Genomic DNA, 22,393 nt, shown 5'->3' with positions numbered 1-22,393 from the left:
CAGGAATTGCGATCAGCTACGGCTGTCAACCCGACAGGTGGGCCGGACATGATGGAGTGTGCCTTTTTCTACGCTATCGAACCTCTCGTTGACGGGCGATGTCCTGATCGGTGATCAGATCCCCGCCGCATACAGCATCGATCGGTCCGGATTCGTACCCGACGGGGCACCTGCGGTGCTGGTGAAAGCCGCAAGCGTCGACGATGTCCGAAACGCGGTGCGCTATGCGACGAGTGCTGGACTGTCGGTGGTGATCCGAGGTGCGGGCACCGGGCTCGCCGGTGGTGCGAGCGCGGGAGACGGCTCGTTGGTTCTCGACGTCAGTGGCCTCAACCGCATCCTCGAGATCTCCCCGGCCGATGAGCTTGCTGTCGTCGAGCCGGGCGTCATCACGCAGGCCCTCGACACTGCGGCCGCCGAGTTCGGACTGCGGTACGCCCCCGACCCGGCCAGCGCCGCGATCTCCACCATCGGTGGCAACATCGCCACCAACGCAGGCGGGCTGCGGTGCGTGAAGTACGGGGTGACCGGCGATTCGGTGTTGGGACTGAGCATCGTCCTCGCCGACGGGAGGTTGATCCATACCGGTCGTCGCACTGCCAAAGGCGTTGCGGGTCTGGATCTGACGAGCCTCTTCACCGGGTCGGAGGGCACGCTGGGTGTCATCGTCGCCGCGACGGTTCGACTACAACCCGTCCCGGTGAACACGATCACGGTGGCCGCATACTTCGATGACGTCGATGAGGCCGCCGCGGCCACTACAGCGGCGTTGACCGCGCGGGTCCGGCCGTCGCTGATGGAATTGCTCGACGAAGCATCGTTGCGAGAGGCGCAGGACCATCTCGGTGTCCGGGCGGAGTCAGCGGGTGCGTTCGTCGTCGCGCAGGCGGACGGTTTCGGAGCCCAGGCCGAGGCCGACATCATCGAATCTTCGTTCCGGCAATTCACGTCTCGGGTCCTGGTCGGCGACGACCCCCAGGCGGCCGACCACTTGCTCGCGGTCCGACGGGCAGCGCTACCGGCTCTCGAACGTCACGGCCGCGCACTGATCGAAGACATCGCGGTCCCGAGATCTCGCATCGCCGAGGCCATCCGGGCCGTCACCGCCATCGCGGCTCGCCATGACACCGCGATCTACACCTTTGGCCACGCCGGCGACGGCAACCTGCATCCGATCATCGTGGTGCCCGAGAGCGATACCGGTGCCTACGAGCGCGCCGTGGTCGCCGCCGATGAGATCTTCGGCACAGCAACAGAATTGGGCGGTACGATCACCGGCGAACACGGCGTCGGCGTGCTGAAGCGGACGTGGCTGGAACGCGAACTCGGCCCCGAGGCCAGTGAGGTGCAGCGAACCGTCCGGCGAGCTCTCGACCCGAGCGGCTTGTTCAACCCGGGAAAGACGCTGTAGCGGGACGTTGTGGCACGCTCGGCGGCTGTATTGGCACGGTCGGCGGAGCTAGCCGGTGGCGACGGGATTCTCTGAGTCCGAACTCCACTGGGACCAGGAACCGGGGAACAGGCTCGCGTCGACGTCGGCGATCTTCAGCGCGACGAGATCGACAGCCGCGGTGACACCGGACCCGCAGTAGACACCGACCGGGGCGGTTCCGTCGGCGCCCGCGCCCGCGAACAACTCGCGCAGCTCAGCCGCGTCCCGGAAGAAACCGTTGTCGAGTGTTGCCGTGCTCGGTGCATTGCCTGCTCCAGGGATGTGCCCGGCGACCGCGTCGACCGGTTCGACCTCACCGCGATAGCGTTCCGGTGCTCGGGCGTCGACGAGCACGCCGGCGAAATCCGAGACCTGCTCGGCAGTCAGTGTGGGCAGAGCACCGGAATACAGGTCGGAGTGCGCGACTACGACGTCGCCTTCCACCGGAGCCTCCAGACCCTTCACGAGGTCGTGTCCGGCAGCGACCCAGGCCTCGAGTCCACCGTCGAGAACGCGCACGTCGGAGATGCCGGCTGCGCCCAGCACCCACCAGGCCCTCGCCGATCCGGCACGATTCCAATCGTCGTAGACGACGACCGGAACGCCCGTGCGCACGCCCCATCGCCGGGCAGCAGCTTGCAGATTGTCACCACTCGGCAGCGGATGGCGTCCACGACCGGTCACCGAATGATCGGACAGCTCCGAGTCGAGGTCGACGTAGACCGCCCCTGGGATGTGACCACTGTCGTGGTCGGCGCGGCCGTCGGGCTGATCGAGACGCCATCGGACGTCGAGAATCGTCACCGGTGTCGTACCGTCGATCAGCTCGGCGAGTTCGGATACCGAGATCACCACATCATTGCGCGCCATCAGGCAACTCCTACCAGACGCGGGTGCTGAAAATGCGCACTGACCGCATCGACTGCGGCCTGTTCGACATCCGTGTCCAATCCGCGACGTGAGACCAACCGGACATCGATGTCGCCCATCGACGGGAGACTCGTCACTTCACGCAAGCCACTGGGCACCGGACCCGAGAACGGCAGCAACGCGATACCGAGACCGGCGCGCGCGGCCGCGAGAACACCGTCCAGGTTTCCCGATTCGGCACTCACGGTGACGCCGTGGCCCAGTTCGTCGAGCTTGGCGATCGCGCGTCGCCGCAGACCACACGGCTCTTCGAACGCGACCAGCGGCATCGCACTGTCCACCTGGGAGAGGTCCCGATCCGCGGCGGCCACCCAACGCAGGTTCAACGAACCGACCTCCGCGCCCGTGGGTTCGGCGTTGCCACCCAGCACCACGGCCAGGTCGAGCGCACCCTTGCTCACCGACTCGGCGAGTGACGTGGAACGGTCGATGCGGAACTGTACCCAGACGTCGGGGTAGGCCGACCGCAATGCACCGAGCAACTCGGGAAGCAGGCCGTCGGCGGCGTGTTCGGTGGAGCCGATGGTGATCTTTTCCGGCGTGGACACCGAGAAGCGCTGCAGGACCTCGTCTTGTGCAGTCAGGAGCCGCTTGGCCTCGAGGACCAGGCGCTCACCGGCGGCGGTGAACCGGGACCCGCGACCGTCTTTGACGACGAGGGACTGCTTGAGACGCTTCTCGAGCAGACGTACGTGCTGACTGACCGTCGGCTGACTCAGGTGCAGGGAATCAGCGGCCCTGCGGAAGCCACCGGTCTCGGCGATTGCGACCAATGTGCGCAAGTGCACCAAGTCCAAGGGGTCTGCCATCGTGCCCACCATCTTCTTGAGAATTCGCATTCGACTACGCAACTGTTCTGGCCAGTTTCCTCTATTGGCGATCGCTGTGCCTACTTTGATTCTGTCCGCGCAAAACCCTGGCCGGATGACCAAAAGTAGGGCTATCTGAGGCATCGGTAGCCGCGGTGACCTGCGAAGACCGCGCAAACCAGCCCTATCGATTCTCATCGGTTATCCCAATCGAAAACGGTGAGCACAAGTCTGGTTACCCGGGCACAACCGCCCTAGCATCCCTTCACGAACCAGGACCGAACCGTTTCGGACCTGCCCCGGATTCACCTCAGGAAGGACCCCCACATGACCGCCGATCCGTCCCAGGAGTCGTTGCCGGTGCCGGCCAGTGCCGCATCGAAGGTCGAGTTCATCAGCCTCACGCACCTGAACCCGTCCACCGAACTCAACCCGATCCCGTCTCGTGGCATCGACCTTCCGTTCTTCCGCCGCTACGTCCGGAGCCTCGAGGACGGTGGCTTCGACATGACCCTGCTCCCGTATGGGTCCAACACCGCCGACTCGTTCGTACTGGCCTCTGCCGTGGGACAACTCAGCAGCACGATCAAACCGATCGTCGCGCTGCGGCCCAACACGGTGTTCCCCACCGTAGCCGCGCAGCAGCTCGCGACCCTCGACCAGCTGACCGAAGGTCGCGCGCTGGTCCACCTGATCTCCGGCGGCAACGACACCGAGCAGGCCCGCCAGGGTGACTACCTCACCAAAGAGCAGCGCTATACCCGTACCGACGAGTTCATCGACATCTTGCGGGATTCCTGGACCAGAACAGAACCGTTCTCGCACAGTGGAACCCACTACAAGTTCGACAACTTCGGCCCCGGTTTCGCCCCGTACGGGTCGCAGGTTCCGATCTCGATCGGCGGCCAGTCCGACGCCGCCTTCGAGATCGGCGGACGCAAAGCCGACATCTTCAGCTTCTGGGGAGAACCGCTGGCGGACATCAAGAGTCAGATCGAGCGCGTGCACCGCATTGCCGCCGAATCCGGCCGCAAGGATCGCCCCCGGATCTGGGTGACGTTCCGCCCCATCATCGACCGCACCGACGATCTCGCCTGGGCCAAGGCTCACGATTACGTCGACCGCATCGAGGCCAACTTCTCGAAGAACCCGATCTACAAGGCCATCGCCGGCAACACCCCGCAGAACGTGGGATCGCAACGCGCTCTGGATTTCGCGAATCGTAAGGACATCTACGACCGTGCGCTGTGGACCCGGACCGCGGCGGCCGTCAACGGTGCAGGAGCGTCCACCGCGCTGGTGGGCAGTGCCGAGACCGTGGCGGCTGCCATTCTCGATTACATCGATCTGGGCGCCGACCTGGTGTCGATCCGCGGCTACGACACGCTCAACGACGCCATCGACTATGGCCGCTACGTGGTACCGCTGGTCCGTCAGGAACTCGCGCACCGCGAGGCGACCGGTAAGCGCGGAACACTGCAGTCCGATCATCTCGGCGCCTTCGCGACGGCCGGCCAGGCATGACCATCGCTTCCGTGAGGTCGGTGACGCTGCCGACGCCCGATCTCTCACCATCCGGCCTGAAGGCACTGACCGCCGAAGTAGCCGCCACCGCAGAACAATACGATCGCAGCGGCGACATCCCCGTGGCCGGCCTGGCCGCCGCCCACCGCGGCGGATATCTCACCGCGACCGTGGCAGCACGCTTCGGTGGCCCGGAGGCCGGACCGTTCGAGGTCGCGGCGATCCTCGCCGCACTCGGTGAGGGCGACCCCTCGGTCGCACTCATTGCGGCCAACAACCTGGCCATCCACCAGATGCAGGCGGCCACGGACTCCTGGCCCGCCGAGGTCTACGAGAACCTGCTGCAGCAGTCGACACAGGGACCGGCGCCGGTCAACGTGATCCGCGCCGAACCCGAGCTGGGCGCACCGGCGCGTGGTGGTCTCCCCAAGACCATTGCACGGCGGACCGCGAACGGCTGGTCCCTGAGCGGTCACAAGACGTTCGCGACCGGAGGAACGGCGCTGGCGTACCACCTGGTCTGGGCGATCACCGATGAGGACGAACCGCGCGTCGGGCACGTGATCGTTCCCGCCGACGCCGGCGGAATCACCTGGCACCAGACCTGGGATCACCTGGGATTGCGCGCCTCCAACACCCACGACGTCAGCTACGACAGCGTCGAGGTCGCCGAGGAGAACTTCCTCGAGATCCCGAAGACCGATGGCGTCTACCGCGACCCCGCAGTGGCCACCGGCCCAACGGGTTTCGGCCATCCCGCGCTGTACGTCGGAGTTGCGCGGGCGGCCCGTACGGCATTCGTGACCTACGCCCGTGAACGCGTACCGACCGCGTTGGGCCGTCCCATTGCCGAGACCGAACGCATCCAGGCCATCGCCGGGGAGATCGACGCCCAGATAGTGCAGGCCGAAACCCTGCTGTACGGAACTCTTCTGCGGGTCGCCGCCGACGATCCCGCCGTCACCGCCGGCTTGTCGCTGGTCAAGGTCCAGATCGCCCGGTCGGTGATAGCCGCGGTCCAGACCGCGGTCGCCGCACTCGGCAACGCCGCTCTGACCCGGCACAATCCGCTCGAACGGCATCTGCGCGATGTGCTCTGTGTTCGCGTGCATCCACCCCAGGAAGACACCGCCCTGCTGGCGGCCGGACGCGCACTCCTGCGCGACTGAACCCAGCTACCCGCTTCATCAACCCCATTCGAAAGAGATACAGACACAATGCGTCAACACACCCGCTCGAGATCCGGCCGCTGGAAGGTCGCAGGTGCACTCGCCCTGATGTCGACCTTGGTCGTGACCGCGTGCAGCTCCGGCGGAAACTCCGAATCCGGTCCCACCGGCGACGCCGCCAACCCCGTCCGCGGCGGAACCCTCGACATCGCCTACTTCCCGGACAACCCCACGTTCAGTTGTGTCGACCCCTTCCAGACCTACTGGATCGAGCACCGCGGCGTCATCCGCAACATCGCTGACTCCCTCACCGATCAGAACCCCGACACCGGTGAGATCGTCCCGTGGCTGGCCAGCACGTGGGAGATCAGCCCTGACGGCCTCGACTACACCTTCACCCTGCGCGACGGCGTCACCTTCTCCGACGGCGCACCCTTGGACGCCACAGCGGTCAAAACCAACTTCGACGGCTTCGCCGACCTGGCCAAGACCAGCGGCGGCACCGCCTTCGGCGCCAGCTACATCCTGGGACTGGAATCGACCACCGTCGTCGACCCGCAGACCGTGAAGTTCCACTTCACCCAGCCCAACTCTTCGTTCCTGCAAGCGACTTCGACGACCAACCTGGCCCTGATCTCCCCGGCCTCGTTCCAGAACACCCCCGAACAGCGCTGCCTGGGCAACTTCAAGGGCTCTGGCCTGTTCACCCTGGACAACTACACGCCCGGCCAGGGCATCTCCCTGAGCCGCCGGGTTGGTTACAACTGGGGCTCGAGCCTGTCGAAGAACACCGGCGAGGCTTACCTCGACGCGGTCAAATACAGCTACGTCGCCGAAGACAGCGTCCGCACCGGCAACCTGGTCAGCGGCGCCGTCGACATAACCTGGCCCCGTAATCCGCTCACCGTCGAAGACCAGGAACTGATCAAGAGCTCCGGCGGCTACATCGAATCGCGGTCGCTACCCGGCGTCTCGAACACTCTGTTCCCCAATGTCAGCACCGGAAAACCACTGTCCGATCCGCAGGTCCGCCAAGCCCTGTACAAGGCCACCGACCTCAAGACCAACGCGGCCACCGTCTACGGCCCGGACTACCCCGTCGTCGAAGGCGCATTCGACCTGACCACGCCGTACTTCCAATCACAGGCAAGCAAACTCGGCTTCGACCCCGACGGTGCCGGCCAACTCCTCGACGCCGCCGGCTGGACCAAGCCTGCCGGCAGTGAATACCGCTCCAAGAACGGACAGCAGCTGACCCTCACCCTGCCTGTCGTCGGCCAGTTCGCCGCCGGCAACGAGCTCCTGCAGGACCAGTGGCGTCAGGTCGGCATCGACCTGCAGCTCAAAGTGGTCACTCAGGCCGAAGCCATCGGCGTCTACAAGAGCGGTGACTACGACCTGGTAGGCACCTACTTCACGCGTGCCGATCCCGGTGCGCTGCAGTTCATCCTGGTCGAATCGCTCGCCAACCAGAAGGCTTTGGCCAAGAACGCGGCGACCCCGGAGGTGGCGGCTCAGATCCAGCAGCTGTTCCAGAAGGCGGTGCAGACCACCGACGAGGCCCAGACCAAGCAGGCCTACGCCGACCTGCAGAACCTCCTGATCGATCAGGGAGTCAGCTTCCCGCTGTTCGAACGCCAGCAATCGGCCGGAGTCAGCAACAAGGTCAACGGTTTCCGGTTCACGTCCGAGAGCTTCCTGGCCCTGAACGACACGTTCCTCCAGCCGTAACCAGCTGAGAACCAACAACGCTCGACCGGTTGGCCCCGGTGATCACCACCGGGGCCAACCGCCACAGAAAGGAACCGCAGCCATGCGCAGATACATAGCAGGCCGAATCGCCCAGGCGGTTGTGGTGTTGTGGGCGGCATTCACATTGACGTTCGTCATCCTCTATCTCCTGCCCAGCGATGCCGTCGGCATCCAGCTGGGCGCGGCCGGACTCGACCCCGACACCATGTCGCCAGACGAGTTACTGGCTGTCAAGGCCAAATACGGCCTCGACAAATCCATGATCGACCAATACTTCTCACTGCTGAGCGGTGCCGTACGCGGAGAATGGGGCCTGTCGATCTCCAAGCAGGCACCGGTGTCCGACCTGATCACCGAACGGCTCGGTGGCACACTGACCCTCAGCGTCCTGGCCGGCCTGCTCGCCGTCATCGTCGGCACCGTCCTCGCGTACCTCGCCGCCTTCGTCCAGTTCAAGCCTGTCCGGATCCTGCTGGACCGCTTGCCCGCGTTCGGCGTTGCGATCCCGTCCTTCCTGATCGCCCTGATCCTCATCCAGGTCTTCGCGTTCAACCTCGGCTGGCTGCCCTCGCAGGGATCCGGTGGTGCTGAGTACCTGATACTGCCGGTGATCACGATGGCCATCCCCACCACGGCCGCGTTGGCGCAGGTGCTGACACGGAGTTTCAACGAGACGTTGAGCGAGCAGTACATCGTGACCGCCCGGGCCAAGGGCCTGTCCCGCGGTGCCGTACAGCTCAAACATGCGTTCCGTAACGCCGCGCTACCGGCGCTGACCATCTTCGGTCTGCTCGTCGGTGTGACCGTGACCAGCGCGATCGTGACCGAGACGGTGTTCAACCGCAACGGGATCGGCAAGTTGGCCCAGGAAGCGGTTCTCGCGCAGGACATCCCGGTGGTGCTGGCGATCGTCACGCTGGCCGCCGCGGCGTTCGTCCTGGTCAACCTGATCGTCGATCTCCTGTACCCGCTGCTGGATCCGCGCATCGCCCACACGACGAAGATTCGTACGAAGACAAAGGTGAGCTGACATGACCGAGAAGCTGAAGGACCGCATCGACATCAGCAGTTCGAGTGCCAGTGCACTGGGGATCGACCTGCCCGTGGAGCGCCCGGTCGCGAAACCCGACCACTCGCTGACCCCACCGGGGGCAACCGAACCCGGCGGACGCTGGGGTCCGCTCCGGGAAACCACCGCCAAAGCCGTTCGGCGGCCGCTGTTCGTCCTCACCGTCCTGTTCATCGCGTTCGTCGGGGTGTCGGCGTTCTTCCCCTCCTGGTTCAGTTCCTACGACCCCTACCGGACCGCACCCGTCGACCGCCTGTTGCCGCCGAGCACCACCCACCTCTTCGGTACCGACGAGATGGGCCGCGACCTGTGGACGCGGACGCTGTACGGCTCTACGCTCACGATCGAAGCGGCGCTGATCGCCCTGGCCATCGCGGTGGTCGCCGGCCTGACCCTCGGCGTGATCTCGGGCTTCTTCAGCGGCGTGACGGACTCGGTGATCATGCGGTTCGTCGATGTGCTGCTGGCCATTCCGGGCCTGCTGCTGGCGCTGGCCATCGTCACCGCCCTCGGCTTCGGAACCGTACCCGTCGCGATCGCCGTGGGCATCGGCATCGTCCCGGGCTTCGCACGGACCACGCGCGCCGAGGTCCTGCGGGTCAAGACCCTCCCCTACGTCGAGGCCGCCCGTGCGGGTGGCGCCTCCTGGACGCGGGTCCTGCTGCGGCACATCCTGCCCAACTCGTGGGGACCGGTCGCGGTTCTCGCGGTTCTCGACTTCGGTGTGGCAATCATCTCGATCGCGGCACTGAGCTTCCTCGGCTTCGGTGCCGCACCACCGGAGGCCGAGTGGGGAACCCTGGTGTCGACCGGACGCAACTTCCTGGTCACCGCGCCCTGGGTGTCCCTGATGCCCGGTTTGTTCATCGCGGTCACGGTGCTCTCGCTCAACCACATCTCCAAGACCCTCCAGGAACTCGAACGATGACCACCAACCTGACCAAGTCCTCCGCGGTCCCTGCGCCGCGTGAGTACACCGGCGACCCGATCGTCGACATCCGTGGCCTGAACATCGGCTACGTCCGCAACCGTAAGGTCGTGCCCGCGGTCCACGACCTGGATCTGCGGGTGAATCCCGGTGAAGTCGTTGCTGTCGTGGGTGAGTCGGGATCGGGTAAGACCACCACGGCCAACGCCATCATCGGACTGCTGCCGGCCAACGGTCGGGTCACCTCGGGGTCGATCAAGGTCGGCGGTGTCGAGATCGCCGGCGCCAAGGAGAAAGTCGTGCGACGACTCCGTGGTTCCGTTGTTGGTCTCATCCCCCAGGACCCCATGGTCGGGCTCAACCCGACCCAGCGCATCGGCGTACAGGTGGCCGAAGCGGCGAAACTCCGGGGCATCAAGGGTCCCCAGATCGGTGACGAGGTGGTCGACGCCCTCGGCAAGGCAGGGCTCGACAACCCCTCGCAATGGGTGCGGCGCTACCCGCATGAACTGTCCGGCGGACAACGCCAGCGCGTCCTCATCGCGATCGCGTTGGCGGGCAAGCCAGACCTGATCATCGCGGACGAGCCGACCAGTGCCCTCGACGTCACAGTGCAGGCCCGAATCCTCGACCACCTCGAGTCGTTGGTCCGCGACACCGACACCGCGCTGCTGATCATCACCCACGACCTCGCCGTCGCCGCCGACCGCTCGGATCGCGTGATCGTCATGCAACACGGCCGGATCGTCGAACAGGGTTCTCCGTCCACCATTCTCGTGGCCCCGGAGGACGGATACACCCAGCGTCTCATCGCCGCTGCCCCGGCACTCGCGCACGGCGGTACGATCTCGCCACGCTTCGTGGTGGCCGCAGGCGACGTCGAGGTTGATGAGCCGATCATCGAATTGACCTCGGTGAGCAAGGATTTTCACATCAGCAGGACCGAGACTTTCACTGCACTCGATGACATCTCGGTGCGGGTGGCACCGGGACGCACTCACGCGCTGGTCGGCGAATCCGGCTCCGGCAAGACCACCACATTGCGGATCGCAATGGGATTGGAGAAGCCGACGTCGGGCACAGTGCGATTCGCCGGGACCGACATCACCGAACTGTCGTGGCGCGATCTACGCCCGCTGCGGAGGCGCTTCCAGTTGGTCCATCAGGATCCCTTTGCGTCTCTCGATCCCCGGTTCACCGTGCGCGACAGCATCATCGAACCGTTGGTGTCCTTCCGAATCGGCGATCGGAACAGCCGCAACAAGCGAGCGTCAGAGCTGCTCGAGCAGGTCGGACTCCCCCAGAATCACCTCGACCGTCTGCCGGTGGAGCTGTCCGGTGGTCAACGCCAACGGGTGGCCATTGCCCGCTCGCTGGTGCTCGAGCCGGAGGTCGTGCTGCTCGACGAACCGGTCTCGGCGCTCGATGTGTCGGTGCAGGAACAAATACTCGAGTTGCTCACCGAACTCCAAGAGCGGCTCGGGCTGACCTATGTGTTCATCTCTCATGACCTCGCCGTGGTCGCCCAGGTCGCCCACACGGTCTCGGTGTTCGAGAAAGGAAAGATCGTCGAGTCCGGTTCGGTGGCCAAGGTGTTCCGGGAGCCGACCAGTTCCTACACCCAGCGTCTGCTGGATGCGATTCCGGGTAAGCGAGCAGCCAGTCGCGTCGTCGCCCCCACCCTTTGATGCGAACCTCGGCAAGCCCGCAGATCTCCGACGACGATCTCGTCACCACGCCACTGCGGGGGTCAGTCCTCCGCGGGCTCCGCGCAATGGCCGGCGGCGCGATCGCCCACCCGGTCCCGGCGGCCGTTGCCACGGCCGCCGGTGTCATCAACGGCGCCACCATGGTGGCCGGTGCCATCGCGGTCGGCTGGGCCACCGATCACTTCATCATCCCGTCGATCGAAGCGGGTTCCGTTGTCGTGTCCGCGATGTGGATCGCGATCGCCGCGATCCTCGGCATCTCAACGGTCCGGTGGATGACGATCGTGATCCGCGGTGTCGCGACCGGCCGGGTGCAGTACGCGTCGCAGGACCGATCGCGGCGCGCGGTGACCCGTAAATACCAACGCTTTTCGCTCGATTGGCACCGTAGTCACTCCCCCGGCCAATTGCTGTCGAATGCGGTGTCCGACGTCGAGGCACACTGGTCGCCGATGGCGCACTTCTTCTTCGCGGTCGGTATGGTGGTGATGCTGGTCCTGGCGGTGGCTCGTCTCGTCACCTACGACTTCTGGCTGGGCCTCATCGGCGTGGTCCTGATCGTCTTGGTGTTCGCCATCAACATGGCCTACCAGCGCGTACTGACACCCCGGACTCGCACCGCACAACGGGCCCGCGCCGATGTCGCCCGGGTTGCTTACGAAAGCGTCGAAGGCGCCGAGGTGGTGCGCACCCTGGGGCTCGCGGACACCGAACGGGATCGATTCGCACCCCGCATCGCCGCGTTGAGGACGGCGAACATCCGGGTCGGGAACGTCAGCGGTGTCTTCGACCCCCTGCTCGAATTGCTCCCCACCGGAGCCATTCTCGCGGTACTCGTGGTCGGTGCCGGACGTGTGGTCGACGGATCCCTGACCGTGGGAACCCTGGTCGAGGTCGTGTATCTCCTGTTGACCATCACGATTCCGCTCAGTGTCATCAGCCGGTTCCTCGGGATGTTGCCGATGTCGGCTGCCGGTGGCGAACGTGTCGGTGCCGTCCTGGCCAGTGGCGACGAACCCGGTCACGGAGACCGGGCTGCGCAGCCGGTTCCGGCCACCGCCGTGTCGGTACGCGGGGTCGGGCTGATCCGCGGCGGCAGCCACATCCTGCACGACGTCGACTTCGACCTCGCGCCCGGTGAGGTCGTCGCGCTGGTGGGTGCCACCGGTTCGGGGAAGACCAGCATCTGCGAACTCGTCGTGCGATTGTCGGATGCCGATGCGGGCACCGTTGCCCACAACGGCGTACCCGTCGCCGATTTCGCCGAGTCGGAGATCGCCGCGACAACCGCCCTGGTTCCGCAGACCGCATTCCTGTTCAGTGGTTCGATTCGCGACAACGTGACCATGTGGGGCGACCACCACACCGACGACGAGGTGTGGGAGGCACTGCGGCAGGCCCGGATCGATGATTTCGTCCGTGGTTGCGACGACGGCCTCGACCACCCGGTGGGCGAGATGGGTGCGGCGCTGTCCGGCGGACAGCGGCAGCGGATCGCCCTGGCCCGCGCCCTGATCCGGCGGCCACGACTGCTGGTGCTCGACGACGCGACGTCGGCGCTCGACCCGATGGTGGAGTCCGAGGTGCTGGCCGGCATCGCTGCATTGTCCGAGACGCCAGACGGACCCACGATCCTGGTGGTCGCCGCGCGGCCGGACTCGCTGGCGTTGACCGACCGGGTGCTGTTCGTCCGCGACGGCACGATCGTCGACAGTGGCGCCCACCTCGACGTCGCCGACCGCCAAGACGACTACCGCCGCATCGTCACCGCGTACTCCGGTGGACACGACGGCGACGTCGTCGGACTGGAGGAGACCCATGTCGGCTCCCGGGTCTGACACCCAGATGCCCGCCGGGGGTCTGACTGACCTCAGCGGCGCGTCGCCCCTGCAATTGCTGCGCAGCGGTATTCGCGTCACCCCGGTGCTGGCGTCCGGGCTGATCGTGTCGACGATCGCCGCCGTGATCGCCGGTGCCGGCCGCATCATTGCGCCGCTGACGGTGCAGTACGCCATCGACCACGGCCTGAGCGATCCCGACCAACCGGACGCCGGGGTGGTCGTCGACGCCGTGAGCGTCGGTGGCGCGGCCCTGGTCGTGGCCGCCCTGGCATCGATGTTCCTCAACGTCCGTCTCTATCGCAGGGTCGAACTGGCCTGTGAGGTGTTGCGCGCGAAGGGGCTGGATCGAATCCATTCGATGGACCAGGCCACCGTGGCGAGCAGCCGGAATGCCGATTTGATGTCGCGGCTGACCAGCGATGTCGACACGGTGTCGACATTCGCTCAGACCGGCGGCGTGGTGCTGTTGACCAACATCGCGCAGATGTTGATCGCCGCCGCGATCATGCTGGCCTACTCGTGGCAGCTGTCGCTCGCCGTGTTCGCGGTGACCGCGATCGTGGTCGGCGCGATGTCGGTGCTGCACAGTGTGATCGTTCGTCGTTTCGATCTGGTTCGGACCAGCATCTCGCATCTGCAATCGGCGATCGCAGAGTCCGTGCACGGTGCTGCGGTCATCCGGTCGACGAGTGTCTCCGATCGGGTTCAGCACAGGATCGATGGCGCCATCTCGGATGTCCACACATCGCAGAAACGTGTCCTGATCCCGTTGCACCTCAACACGTCTCTGGGTGAGGTCGCCATCGCATCGGTGACGGTGCTGATCATCGTCGGTGGCGTCTGGCTCTCCACGACCGTCGTGCCCGGTGAGCTCAACACCGGCGAACTGGTGGCGATGGTGTTCTTGGTGACCTTTTTCGTACGTCCCCTGCAGCTGCTGATCCAGATGCTCGGTGAAGCCCAGAACGCGGCGGCAGGATGGCGACGCGCCATGGAGATCGTCCTCACCGATTCGGCGACCGTCCACAGCGAAGGCAATGTTTCCCCGGCGACCGGCCCGATCGAGGTGGACGTCGTCGACGCTCATGTCCGGTACGGCGACGGACCTGTCGTGTTCGACGGTCTCTCGGTGCGGATCGGGGCCGGTGAACACGTGGCGGTCGTCGGCGAAACCGGTTCGGGGAAGAGCACGTTCGCGAAGATGATCAGCCGGACCATTCGGATGTCCGGCGGGTCGGTGACGTTGTCAGGTGTGCCCCTGCAGGAGATCGCCGACAGCGAGCTGCACGGCAGACTGGCGATCGTCCCTCAGCATCCCTTCCTGTTCGACACCACCGTCGGCGACAACATCGCGATCGGCGTGCCCGGCGCCGGTGTCGAAGAAGCGCGGGCCGTGGTCGATTCGCTGGGGCTGGGCGACTGGCTCCGGTCTCTACCCGACGGTCTGAGCACCCAGGTGGGACTGCGGGGCGAGCTGCTGTCGGCCGGTGAACGCCAACTGGTCGCGCTGGCCCGGACGGCTCTCGTGGATCCCGATCTGCTGATCCTCGACGAGGCGACGAGCGGACTGGATCCGGCCACCGACGTCCGGGTGCAGCGGGCACTGGTGCGGCTGACCCGGGGACGCACCACCATCTCGATCGCCCATCGGATGGTGACGGCCAGGGCGGCCGACCGGATCCTTGTCTTCGATTCCGGACAGATCGTCGAGTCCGGTACCCACGAACAGCTTTTGCCCGCAGGCGGCACCTATTCCGGGCTGTACAGGGTGTGGGCCGCACACACGACTCCATCGCTGACCAGTCCGGAAAGGACTTCGCCATGACCGTGCAGACCGCCCGGGTCGCATTCCCATCCGGACCGGGCAATGCCGAGCGCGCGGCCCGGCCCGACGGCGCCCCCCGCCGTCGTTCACCCTCGCCCAGAACATCCGGCTCCTCGAAGACGTCGCCCAGACCGTCGCACCACAGATCGGTTGGAGCCCTCACGACTGAAGAACATCGGTCCACCTCACCGTCCATCACGCACTATCGAAAAGGAACCTCATGACCATCTCCACCACCGCCGGCTGGACCGACACCTGGAACGACTGGCGCGCCGAGCGCAACAGGGCGGCCACCGCCCCACTGGGCATCGCGTCCGTGACCGGTACGCACTGGCTGACCGACGAGCCGCTGACCATCGAGGCCCTGCCCGGGACGTGGTCCGCCGTGGACGGACGCGCCGTCAGCACCGCAGGCGTGACGTTGGCACCCGGCGAGAGCCAGGCCATCGGAGACCTGTCGGTCAGTGCGCTCGCCCGCGCCGGGAAGGTGGCCGTCCGGGTCTTCGACCCGCAAGCTCCCACCCGCCTCGCGCTGTCCGGTATCGATGCCTTCGAGCCCGATCCAGCATGGATCATCGACGGTGTCCTGGACTCCCGCGAGGAACTGTCGATCGAGCACATCGACGGATTCGTCGGCGCGAAGGAGACAGTGGTGCTGAAGGCAGTCATCGCAGGCGAGGAGCGGACCCTCAGCGCCATCGCCGCACCCGACGGCAGCGCGCAGATCGTTTTCGCCGACAGCACCAATGGCACCGAGACACAGCGGTTCCGGTTCCTGAACGTATCGGTCGGCGAGGTCGGAGAGCCGGTTGTCATCGACTTCAATCGCGCATTCCTGCCGCCGTGCACCTTCACCGATCACTACCTGTGCCCGCTTCCGCCGCAGAACAATCGGTTCGATTTTGCGGTGAGGGCTGGGGAGAGTCGGCTACAAGCCAAGTGATTCACCCTGAGATCGTCCCCAGAACCACCCACCATTGACATATTGCCAATCGGTACCCCAATTGGGGACGATCTCAGGGCCGGGCCGTGTCACACTTCGGCGATGACGGAGAGAGTTGCGGTCATCGGGGCCGGCCCAGGAGGGCTGGTCGCGGCGCGGTGGCTGCTATCGCAGGGCTTCGAGCCGACGATCTTCGATCAGGGTCCGACGGTGGGCGGGCAATGGACCGGGATCGAGGGACGCAGCGGCATCTGGCCGTCGATGCACACCAACACCAGCCGGGTGCTGACGGCGTTCAGCGATCTCGATCACGTCACCGATCGCGTATTTCCTTCGAACGGAGACATTCTCGCCTACCTGCACGGGTATGCCGAGAAGTTCGACCTGTTGACCCGCACCCGACTCGGGACCCGAGTCGATCTGCTCAGCCGAGACGGCGACGGCTGGCTGCTGAGCCATAGCGGGACTGCAGAACGATTCGACCGCGTCGTCGTGTCCAGCGGACGATTCCACAAACCGGCCATCCCGCCGGTATCCGGGCTCGAGACGTTCGCCGGTGCAGCGGGCGTGATCTCGTCGTACGACTATCGGGGGCCGGCTCCGTATCGCGGCAAGTCTGTCCTGGTGGCGGGCTGCGCGATCAGTGCCCTCGAGATCGCCGTTGAGCTCGCTCAACTCGGTGCCGCTCGAGTGGTGATCACCCAACGACGCCAGCGGTACGTCCTGCCGAAGTTCGCGGCAGGTGTGCCGTCGGACCACCGGATCTTCACCCGATACGGCACCCTCTCCACCGAAAGGCTCAAGTCCTCCGAAATCGACCGGCAACTCAAGGAGATCGTGGTCGAGGCCGGAGGCAGTCCCGAGCAGTACGGGGCACCGGCTCCGAATCCCTCGCTGTTCGCCGCCGGTGTCACCCTCAACCAGCAATACCTGCCACTCGTCGCCGAAGGTCGTATCACCGTGCGACCGTGGATCGACCACATCTCGGGCACTGTTGTCACCTTCGCTGACGGACCCGATGACGAGTTCGACGGAATCGTCTTCGGCACCGGGTTCGACCTCGACATCCCGTTCCTCGATCCAGACATTCGCGGGGTCCTCGACCTCGATGCCCAGCACCTCGACGCCGACCGCCACACGTTCCACCCTGATCTGCCGGGACTCGCGTTCGTCGGGATGTGGGACCAGTCGGGCGGCTATTTCGTTCCCCTGGAATTGCAGGCGAGATGGATCGCCTACGAATGGGGCGGCTCGATTCCGCCCACCGGCGACACGGTCCGACGCCAGGCCATCGAGGCCTATCGGTCGCGCCGCGGACTTCCACAGAAAACCCGGATGAACCTGGCCGCACTGACGTTCGCGCGGGCGGCGGGTGTCGAGCCGGATCTCGAGAAATGGCCAGATCTTCGTCGCGCATTGCTCTTCGGACCGCTGGCACCCAGTAGCTTTCGTCTCGAAGGATCCGATGCGCTTCCCGATGCGCCACAACGTTATGCGCGCGACGCGGCCAGCTTTGGTGGCATCACCTCGAAGCAGTTCACCGACCGCGAAGCGCGCTACCGGGCGCTGATCGACCAGTGACCGCGGAAATCCCCTGAGATCGTCCCCAGAACCACCCACCATTGACATATTGCCAACCGGCACCCCAAGTGGGGACGATCTCAGGGCCGAATCCGATGACGACCGGTACGGGCAATGGCTCGCACATCGGCGAGCACGTCGTCCCAGCCGTACAGGACGTCGTCGTACGTGATCCGCATCGTCAGCCATCTGCCCAGCAGGGCGTTGCGGTCCCGGCGCCGGTCGTTCCGATAGTTCTCCAGGCTGGTGTGGTGACGTTCGCTGTCGCATTCGATCAACAGGCGGCCGACCCGGAGGTCTACCCACCCGACGTCGGGAATCTCCGGTTGCACGTGGACAGTGAATCCGGCCGCCCGCAGGCGCAGGCGGGTCAACGTCTCCGTCCCGGACTGCGACCTCGGATCGCACTTCGCCATCATGTCGCGCAGCCAGGCGGGAACGACTCCCATCTCGCGTTGTAGCTCGGCGATGCTGACCCTTCTGTCTTTGTTGAGCGCTGAGTCGCACACCGCAATCCAATCCTCCTCGGTCATGCACTTCGCCGCGCAGCCCAGGGCGATCGGAATCGGATCGAGTGCGGTGAGCACCGGCAGAGCCCGGCCGGGTCCCTGGCAGAAGAGTGTGCGCTTGTGCTTGCCATGCTTGCTCGCGCGCGCGTGAACCCGGTCATAGCCCGGTGGCACCCACAAGCCATGGCACTTCAGTGCGGAGACGCAGCTGAGTGCACCTCCCCTTCGGACGGCCTCCGCCACAACCCGATCGGCGGCCGCCGTCGCATACCACCCGGCCCGCAGACGGATCAGTCGCCCGTCTCGGATCTCCTTGCGGATCTGCCAGTCGTCGTAGCCCACCCGCTGCAGCTCAGCTGTGCTGAAAACCCCACGCTCCATGCCGATTGGACGTTGTGAACGCCTCGCTCGACCCACACGTCCCTGACATCGTCCCCAAGTGGGGCCACCGCTGGCATATTGCCATTCGTCACCCCAGATCGGGACGATCTCAGGGGATTACCCGAGCATGTTCCGAATATCGTCGGCATCGACGGCCGAGGAGAACATCTCGCCATCGTCGACCACTGCGGTGAACAGTTCACGTTTGCGATCTTGGAGCGCAACAACTTTTGCCTCGATGGTATCCGCCGACACCAGTCGGTAGACGGTGACCGGCCTCGTCTGTCCGATGCGGTGAGTGCGGTCGATCGCCTGGGCCTCCGCGGCGGGATTCCACCACGGATCGCAGACGAAACAGTAATCGGCCTCGGTGAGGTTCAGTCCGAAACCACCGGCTTTGAGGCTGATCAGGAACACCTGGGTTTTGCCTGCAGTGAAGTCTTGGATCGCTGCAGCCCGCTCGCGCGCCGACAGTGAACCGTCGAGATAGCTGTACCGGATTCCGTCGGCATCCAACGCCTGCCGCAGAATCGCGAGGAATCCGGTGAACTGACTGAAGATCAGCGCACTGTGCCCTTCGGCGATGAGTTCCGTGAGCTTCTCGCGGATGAAGGTGACCTTCTCGGACTCCACCCCGGCATCGGCGGGATCGATGAGTCCGGCATGCAGGCTGAGCTGCCGAAGCATCGTCAGCGACCGGAAGATCTGGAAGCGATTCTTCTCCCAGTCCCCCAGTAGCCCGAGGACTATCTCACGTTCCCTCACCAACCGGGTGTCATAGATCTTGCGGTGTTTCGCGGACAACTCGATGTCGAGTGTCTGCTCTTGTTTCGCCGGCAGGTCCCGTGCCACCTGGTCTTTGGTACGGCGCAACATCACCGGCTTGATCCGTTTGCGCAACACCGGCAGTCTGTTCGGATCTTCGCCCTTCTCGATCGGTTTACGAAAGTAGTCGGCGAACGACTTCGGGTTGGGAAACAGTCCCGGCACCGTGATCGACAACAGCGACCACAGCTCCAACAGATTGTTCTCCATCGGCGTACCGGTGATGGCGAGTTTGAACGCTGTGTCGAGACGCCTGGCGAACTGGTGGTTCTTCGAATTGTGATTCTTGGCGAACTGCGCTTCGTCGAGAACCATTCCAGCCCAGTCCAACTGGTCGAAGGAATCGAAGTCCAGGCGGAGCACGGCGTACGTGGTGATCACGATGTCCGCGCCTGCGACCACCTCGGCCAACGCCACTTTCCGCTTCTTCTGCGTGGCGGTGACAGCCACTGCGGTCAAGTCGGTGAACCGGTGGCATTCGGCCACCCAGTTGTTGACGACGCTGGTCGGCGCCACCACCAGGAACCGGCCGGCTTCGCCTTGCTCCTTCGCGCGACCGAACAGCGCGAGCGTCTGCAAGGTCTTGCCGAGTCCCATGTCGTCGGCGAGGATGCCACCGAAACCGTTGTCCCACAGAAAGGACAGCCACGTCAGGCCTTCGAGCTGGTAGTCGCGCAACGTCGCGCGCAGCATCAGCGGCGGTTCCACGGCCACCGGAGGCTTCGCGCTGCTGAGCTTGGTGATCCGTTCTTGCCACTGTTTGAGCTGTTCGTCGACGACCCCCAGTTGCAGGAGCTCTTCCCACAGGGTCGCGTTGACCGGCGCCGGATTGGCGCGACCCTCCTTCAGCTCCCCGAGCTTCTCCGCTTCGTCCATCAGCGCTTTCAGCTTGGTCAGTTCGGGCGTGTCCAACGGAAAGTAGACACCCGACGGCAGCAGCATATGGGTTGCATCGGTGGACAATTCAGCGATGACATCCAGCAACAGGACCTGCTCGCCGTCGACGTCCATGGTGATGTCGAGCCCGAGCCAATCGGAGTCGCCCGAGTCCGACGCCGTGAACCGCACCTGAGCACGCTCGGTGACAAGCCGGAACCGCTTCGCTGCCTCGCCGACCTCGACCACCAGATCATCGCGACCCTGAAGGTCGGGCAAGACCTCACCGCACAGACGGGCCGTTTCCAGGAGTGTGAAGTGGAGGTCGCGGCGAAGTTCCTGCGTGCTCAACGCGCTCACGGCCTCGTGCTGATCAGACTTCTCGATCTGATCCGGCGGCGGGACCGTGCCGAACGCGTATCCACCGCCGGTATAGGCGGCGAGAGCCTTGAGCACCGACCGATCCGAGATCAGCCTCACCGAAGCCATCGCACCGCGCAACGTCTCCCACAGAACTTCTTCGGCGGCCTGGTCCCGCCACCGAGCCGATGCGGTCCACGATCCCGCGTCGAAGTCGTAGGGCTGATCGTTGACCAGATACCTTATCGCCCAGTGGGTGTGGGCCACCTGCTCGGTGAACGTCACAGTGAGGAGTCCGACAGGACCGGTGACGGTCGGCGGGGTGAACAGTCCGTCGCGTACGCGGGTCGGGACCGAGTCGACCAGTCGCGGCAGGATCTCGTTGGTGAATCTGGCGGCGTCGCCGGCGGGGATGATGATCGGCTTGGTCCCGAGGAGGGCTGCGACGTGGCGAAGGTGTGGGTCGAACGGCGCGAGCGTCGCCACCCCCTCATCGCCGAGATGGCAGATACCGTGGGGCTCAGGCTTTCCCATCACGGTCACGTCGTGCGGCGCCAGCACGGTGCCGTCGACAGCCATCTCGACGGTCAGCTGCGCGTCTTCTCCGTGGTCTCCGCTGATGTCGACGGTGAGCGCCGCCTGTGTGGCGATGCGTATCTCCGAGATGCCCGAGGCGGGATCGCCGAGGAGCGGGACTCCCGCCGCGAGCGCGTCGTCGAGTTGTTGCCAGATGGTGACCGGAGCGGTCTCCAACATCAGACCGTTGGGCAGTCCGTATCGGGTCGTCTGCGTCGAATCGCGCGCCATCATCCTCAGGATCGAGAGTTGACGAGGGTCGAAGGTGGAGAAGCTCGCCTGCATCAGCGTGGGCCAGTCGATCCCCGACCGAATCCATTCGGTACGCGTTCCGGGACGCATCAGCCGCAAGGCGGCCTGCGGTCCACCTCTGCGGCGCTGCGGATCGAGCGTCGTGACGAACAGCTGCAGAGCCAGGGGTGCACCAGGCGCGGGAGGAGTCGCCAACAGAGGCCGCAGCCGCTGTTCCCAATCGGGAGTGCGCGGCAATGGGAGGGGAATGGTGCCCGACTCCGCGGTGCCCGGCGTGTGGGCGAAGTCGAGCAGAAGAGCGACGGTGTGTTTGCAGAAGTAACCGACCGGGCAGGTACACGTGGCGTCCGCGATCTTCCATTCGTGCCCGAGATGGCTGAAGACGACCTTCATCGAGTACATGGAGACCCCGGAGCCCTGGCACCGTCCGACCAACCGCCGGTTGTTGTCGTCCCAGGTCACGCCCACCAGCCGGCGCTGCCTGGCGTAGGCAGATCCGCGTGTGATCGTACCGGCGTCGTAGTCGCTGCCGAGCGACGCCGGGGTGATCAGGTGCGCCCAGTCGGTGGTCATCGATTGCAGGTTAACGCGACCTACCGACGGACCAAGGGGTCAGAGAGCCTCGAGGGTCTTCGTCATCTGTTTCTCGGTCTCGTCGGCCAGTCGCAGGAATACCAGTTTGACGATGGGGTCCGCCAACTTCGCGGCGCCGTTGAAGACCACGTGCGCGTGATAGGTCACCACGGTGATGTCGGGACCCTCGGCTTCGAACCTGATGTCGTCGACACTCGTCGCGGTCTTGTTGGTCCCGGTGAGCACGATGTGTTCGGGATCGTCGCGGGTCAGCTCGTAGACCAGTTCGGTGGAGATGCCCGCGATCTTCGACGTGTTGTCCCACTTGGTTCCCAACGTGACGGGCCCCGGCGTGCTCTGGACACAACTCTGAGTCCCCGGGTCCCATCGGGTGGCGTTGGCGAAATCACGCAAGAAGGCGCGCACCTTTTCTTTGTCCGCGCTGACGGTGAAGGTGCGTTGCACGTCGACCATGGGTCGTCCTCTCGTAGATCTCGGCCCCGGCCGGTGGCACCGAGAGCCGGATTGC

Annotated in this window: 16 protein-coding genes; 11 read left to right on the top strand and 5 right to left on the bottom strand. The window is 65.3% G+C overall.

Annotated features, from left to right (window positions below; genetic code table 11):
* The first annotated feature begins 88 nt into the window (after nt 1-88).
* Nucleotides 89-1,411, top strand: a complete 1,323-nt coding sequence (locus tag J3S28_RS18225) for an FAD-binding oxidoreductase (protein WP_237341724.1) — start codon at nt 89-91, stop codon at nt 1,409-1,411.
* Between the two features lie 48 nt (nt 1,412-1,459).
* On the opposite strand, the gene J3S28_RS18220 is transcribed toward J3S28_RS18225, so the two are convergent.
* Together J3S28_RS18220 and J3S28_RS18215 are read right to left on the bottom strand one after the other, a co-directional pair.
* A complete protein-coding gene (locus J3S28_RS18220) occupies nt 1,460-2,302 on the bottom strand; it encodes a sulfurtransferase (RefSeq protein ID WP_207842117.1) in 843 nt (280 codons plus the stop codon).
* Nucleotides 2,302-3,171, bottom strand: a complete 870-nt coding sequence (locus J3S28_RS18215) for a LysR family transcriptional regulator (RefSeq protein WP_207842116.1) — start codon at nt 3,169-3,171, stop codon at nt 2,302-2,304. Before J3S28_RS18215 ends, J3S28_RS18220 begins: the two co-directional genes overlap by 1 nt.
* A 327-nt stretch (nt 3,172-3,498) precedes the next feature.
* Between J3S28_RS18215 and J3S28_RS18210 the strand changes: the two genes are divergently transcribed.
* From J3S28_RS18210 to J3S28_RS18165, 10 genes are all read left to right on the top strand, one after another.
* The gene (locus J3S28_RS18210; RefSeq protein WP_207842115.1) at nt 3,499-4,695 is read left to right on the top strand and encodes an LLM class flavin-dependent oxidoreductase; all 1,197 of its coding nucleotides are present in this window, start codon (nt 3,499-3,501) and stop codon (nt 4,693-4,695) included.
* Nucleotides 4,692-5,864, top strand: coding sequence for an acyl-CoA dehydrogenase family protein (locus J3S28_RS18205; RefSeq protein ID WP_207842114.1), 1,173 nt, complete (start codon nt 4,692-4,694; stop codon nt 5,862-5,864). Before J3S28_RS18210 ends, J3S28_RS18205 begins: the two co-directional genes overlap by 4 nt.
* A gap of 48 nt (nt 5,865-5,912) precedes the next feature.
* Nucleotides 5,913-7,595: an ABC transporter substrate-binding protein gene (locus J3S28_RS18200; RefSeq protein ID WP_207842113.1), complete on the top strand. Its 1,683-nt coding sequence runs from the start codon at nt 5,913-5,915 to the stop codon at nt 7,593-7,595.
* Nucleotides 7,596-7,677: 82 nt separating this feature from the next.
* Nucleotides 7,678-8,646 (top strand): ABC transporter permease, encoded by a 969-nt coding sequence (locus J3S28_RS18195; RefSeq protein WP_207842112.1) that lies wholly within the window; start codon nt 7,678-7,680, stop codon nt 8,644-8,646.
* A gap of 1 nt (nt 8,647) precedes the next feature.
* Nucleotides 8,648-9,613: an ABC transporter permease gene (locus J3S28_RS18190; RefSeq protein WP_207842111.1), complete on the top strand. Its 966-nt coding sequence runs from the start codon at nt 8,648-8,650 to the stop codon at nt 9,611-9,613.
* Nucleotides 9,610-11,301, top strand: a complete 1,692-nt coding sequence (locus J3S28_RS18185; RefSeq protein WP_207842110.1) for a dipeptide ABC transporter ATP-binding protein — start codon at nt 9,610-9,612, stop codon at nt 11,299-11,301. The genes J3S28_RS18190 and J3S28_RS18185 overlap by 4 nt, the downstream gene beginning before the upstream one ends.
* A complete protein-coding gene (locus J3S28_RS18180) occupies nt 11,301-13,160 on the top strand; it encodes an ABC transporter ATP-binding protein (RefSeq protein WP_207842109.1) in 1,860 nt (619 codons plus the stop codon). Before J3S28_RS18185 ends, J3S28_RS18180 begins: the two co-directional genes overlap by 1 nt.
* The gene (locus J3S28_RS18175; RefSeq protein WP_237341723.1) at nt 13,141-14,988 is read left to right on the top strand and encodes an ABC transporter ATP-binding protein; all 1,848 of its coding nucleotides are present in this window, start codon (nt 13,141-13,143) and stop codon (nt 14,986-14,988) included. Before J3S28_RS18180 ends, J3S28_RS18175 begins: the two co-directional genes overlap by 20 nt.
* Nucleotides 14,989-15,208: 220 nt before the next feature.
* Nucleotides 15,209-15,931: a DUF1684 domain-containing protein gene (locus tag J3S28_RS18170; protein ID WP_207842108.1), complete on the top strand. Its 723-nt coding sequence runs from the start codon at nt 15,209-15,211 to the stop codon at nt 15,929-15,931.
* 102 nt (nt 15,932-16,033) lie between these two features.
* The gene (locus J3S28_RS18165; protein ID WP_207842107.1) at nt 16,034-17,512 is read left to right on the top strand and encodes a flavin-containing monooxygenase; all 1,479 of its coding nucleotides are present in this window, start codon (nt 16,034-16,036) and stop codon (nt 17,510-17,512) included.
* 80 nt (nt 17,513-17,592) lie between these two features.
* On the opposite strand, the gene J3S28_RS18160 is transcribed toward J3S28_RS18165, so the two are convergent.
* The 3 genes from J3S28_RS18160 to J3S28_RS18150 form a co-directional block, all read right to left on the bottom strand.
* Nucleotides 17,593-18,402: a hypothetical protein gene (locus J3S28_RS18160; protein WP_207842106.1), complete on the bottom strand. Its 810-nt coding sequence runs from the start codon at nt 18,400-18,402 to the stop codon at nt 17,593-17,595.
* Nucleotides 18,403-18,519: 117 nt separating this feature from the next.
* On the bottom strand, nt 18,520-21,864 hold the full coding sequence (locus tag J3S28_RS18155; protein ID WP_207842105.1) for a DEAD/DEAH box helicase: 3,345 nt from the start codon (nt 21,862-21,864) through the stop codon (nt 18,520-18,522).
* Between the two features lie 39 nt (nt 21,865-21,903).
* Entirely contained in the window at nt 21,904-22,338 is a 435-nt protein-coding gene (locus J3S28_RS18150; protein WP_207842104.1) for an SRPBCC family protein, read from the bottom strand.
* Nucleotides 22,339-22,393: the final 55 nt, after the last annotated feature.

It is taken from the genome of Williamsia soli, assembly GCF_017377795.1.
Lineage (GTDB): Bacteria > Actinomycetota > Actinomycetes > Mycobacteriales > Mycobacteriaceae > Williamsia > Williamsia soli.
Note: the sequence above shows the minus strand (reverse complement) of the source record. Positions and strands in the feature narration are given on the sequence as shown.

What these genes read in the sequence shown, in the direction of transcription:
- J3S28_RS18165 (WP_207842107.1), top strand. Translation starts at nt 16,034, where the DNA reads ATGACGGAGAGAGTTGCGGTCATCGGGGCCGGCCCAGGAGGGCTGGTC.
- J3S28_RS18160 (WP_207842106.1), bottom strand. Translation starts at nt 18,402, where the DNA reads ATGGAGCGTGGGGTTTTCAGCACAGCTGAGCTGCAGCGGGTGGGCTAC.
- J3S28_RS18150 (WP_207842104.1), bottom strand. Translation starts at nt 22,338, where the DNA reads ATGGTCGACGTGCAACGCACCTTCACCGTCAGCGCGGACAAAGAAAAG.
- J3S28_RS18155 (WP_207842105.1), bottom strand. Translation starts at nt 21,864, where the DNA reads ATGACCACCGACTGGGCGCACCTGATCACCCCGGCGTCGCTCGGCAGC.
- J3S28_RS18185 (WP_207842110.1), top strand. Translation starts at nt 9,610, where the DNA reads ATGACCACCAACCTGACCAAGTCCTCCGCGGTCCCTGCGCCGCGTGAG.
- J3S28_RS18180 (WP_207842109.1), top strand. Translation starts at nt 11,301, where the DNA reads ATGCGAACCTCGGCAAGCCCGCAGATCTCCGACGACGATCTCGTCACC.
- J3S28_RS18175 (WP_237341723.1), top strand. Translation starts at nt 13,141, where the DNA reads ATGTCGGCTCCCGGGTCTGACACCCAGATGCCCGCCGGGGGTCTGACT.
- J3S28_RS18200 (WP_207842113.1), top strand. Translation starts at nt 5,913, where the DNA reads ATGCGTCAACACACCCGCTCGAGATCCGGCCGCTGGAAGGTCGCAGGT.
- J3S28_RS18170 (WP_207842108.1), top strand. Translation starts at nt 15,209, where the DNA reads ATGACCATCTCCACCACCGCCGGCTGGACCGACACCTGGAACGACTGG.
- J3S28_RS18190 (WP_207842111.1), top strand. Translation starts at nt 8,648, where the DNA reads ATGACCGAGAAGCTGAAGGACCGCATCGACATCAGCAGTTCGAGTGCC.
- J3S28_RS18220 (WP_207842117.1), bottom strand. Translation starts at nt 2,302, where the DNA reads ATGGCGCGCAATGATGTGGTGATCTCGGTATCCGAACTCGCCGAGCTG.
- J3S28_RS18195 (WP_207842112.1), top strand. Translation starts at nt 7,678, where the DNA reads ATGCGCAGATACATAGCAGGCCGAATCGCCCAGGCGGTTGTGGTGTTG.
- J3S28_RS18215 (WP_207842116.1), bottom strand. Translation starts at nt 3,171, where the DNA reads ATGGCAGACCCCTTGGACTTGGTGCACTTGCGCACATTGGTCGCAATC.
- J3S28_RS18210 (WP_207842115.1), top strand. Translation starts at nt 3,499, where the DNA reads ATGACCGCCGATCCGTCCCAGGAGTCGTTGCCGGTGCCGGCCAGTGCC.
- J3S28_RS18205 (WP_207842114.1), top strand. Translation starts at nt 4,692, where the DNA reads ATGACCATCGCTTCCGTGAGGTCGGTGACGCTGCCGACGCCCGATCTC.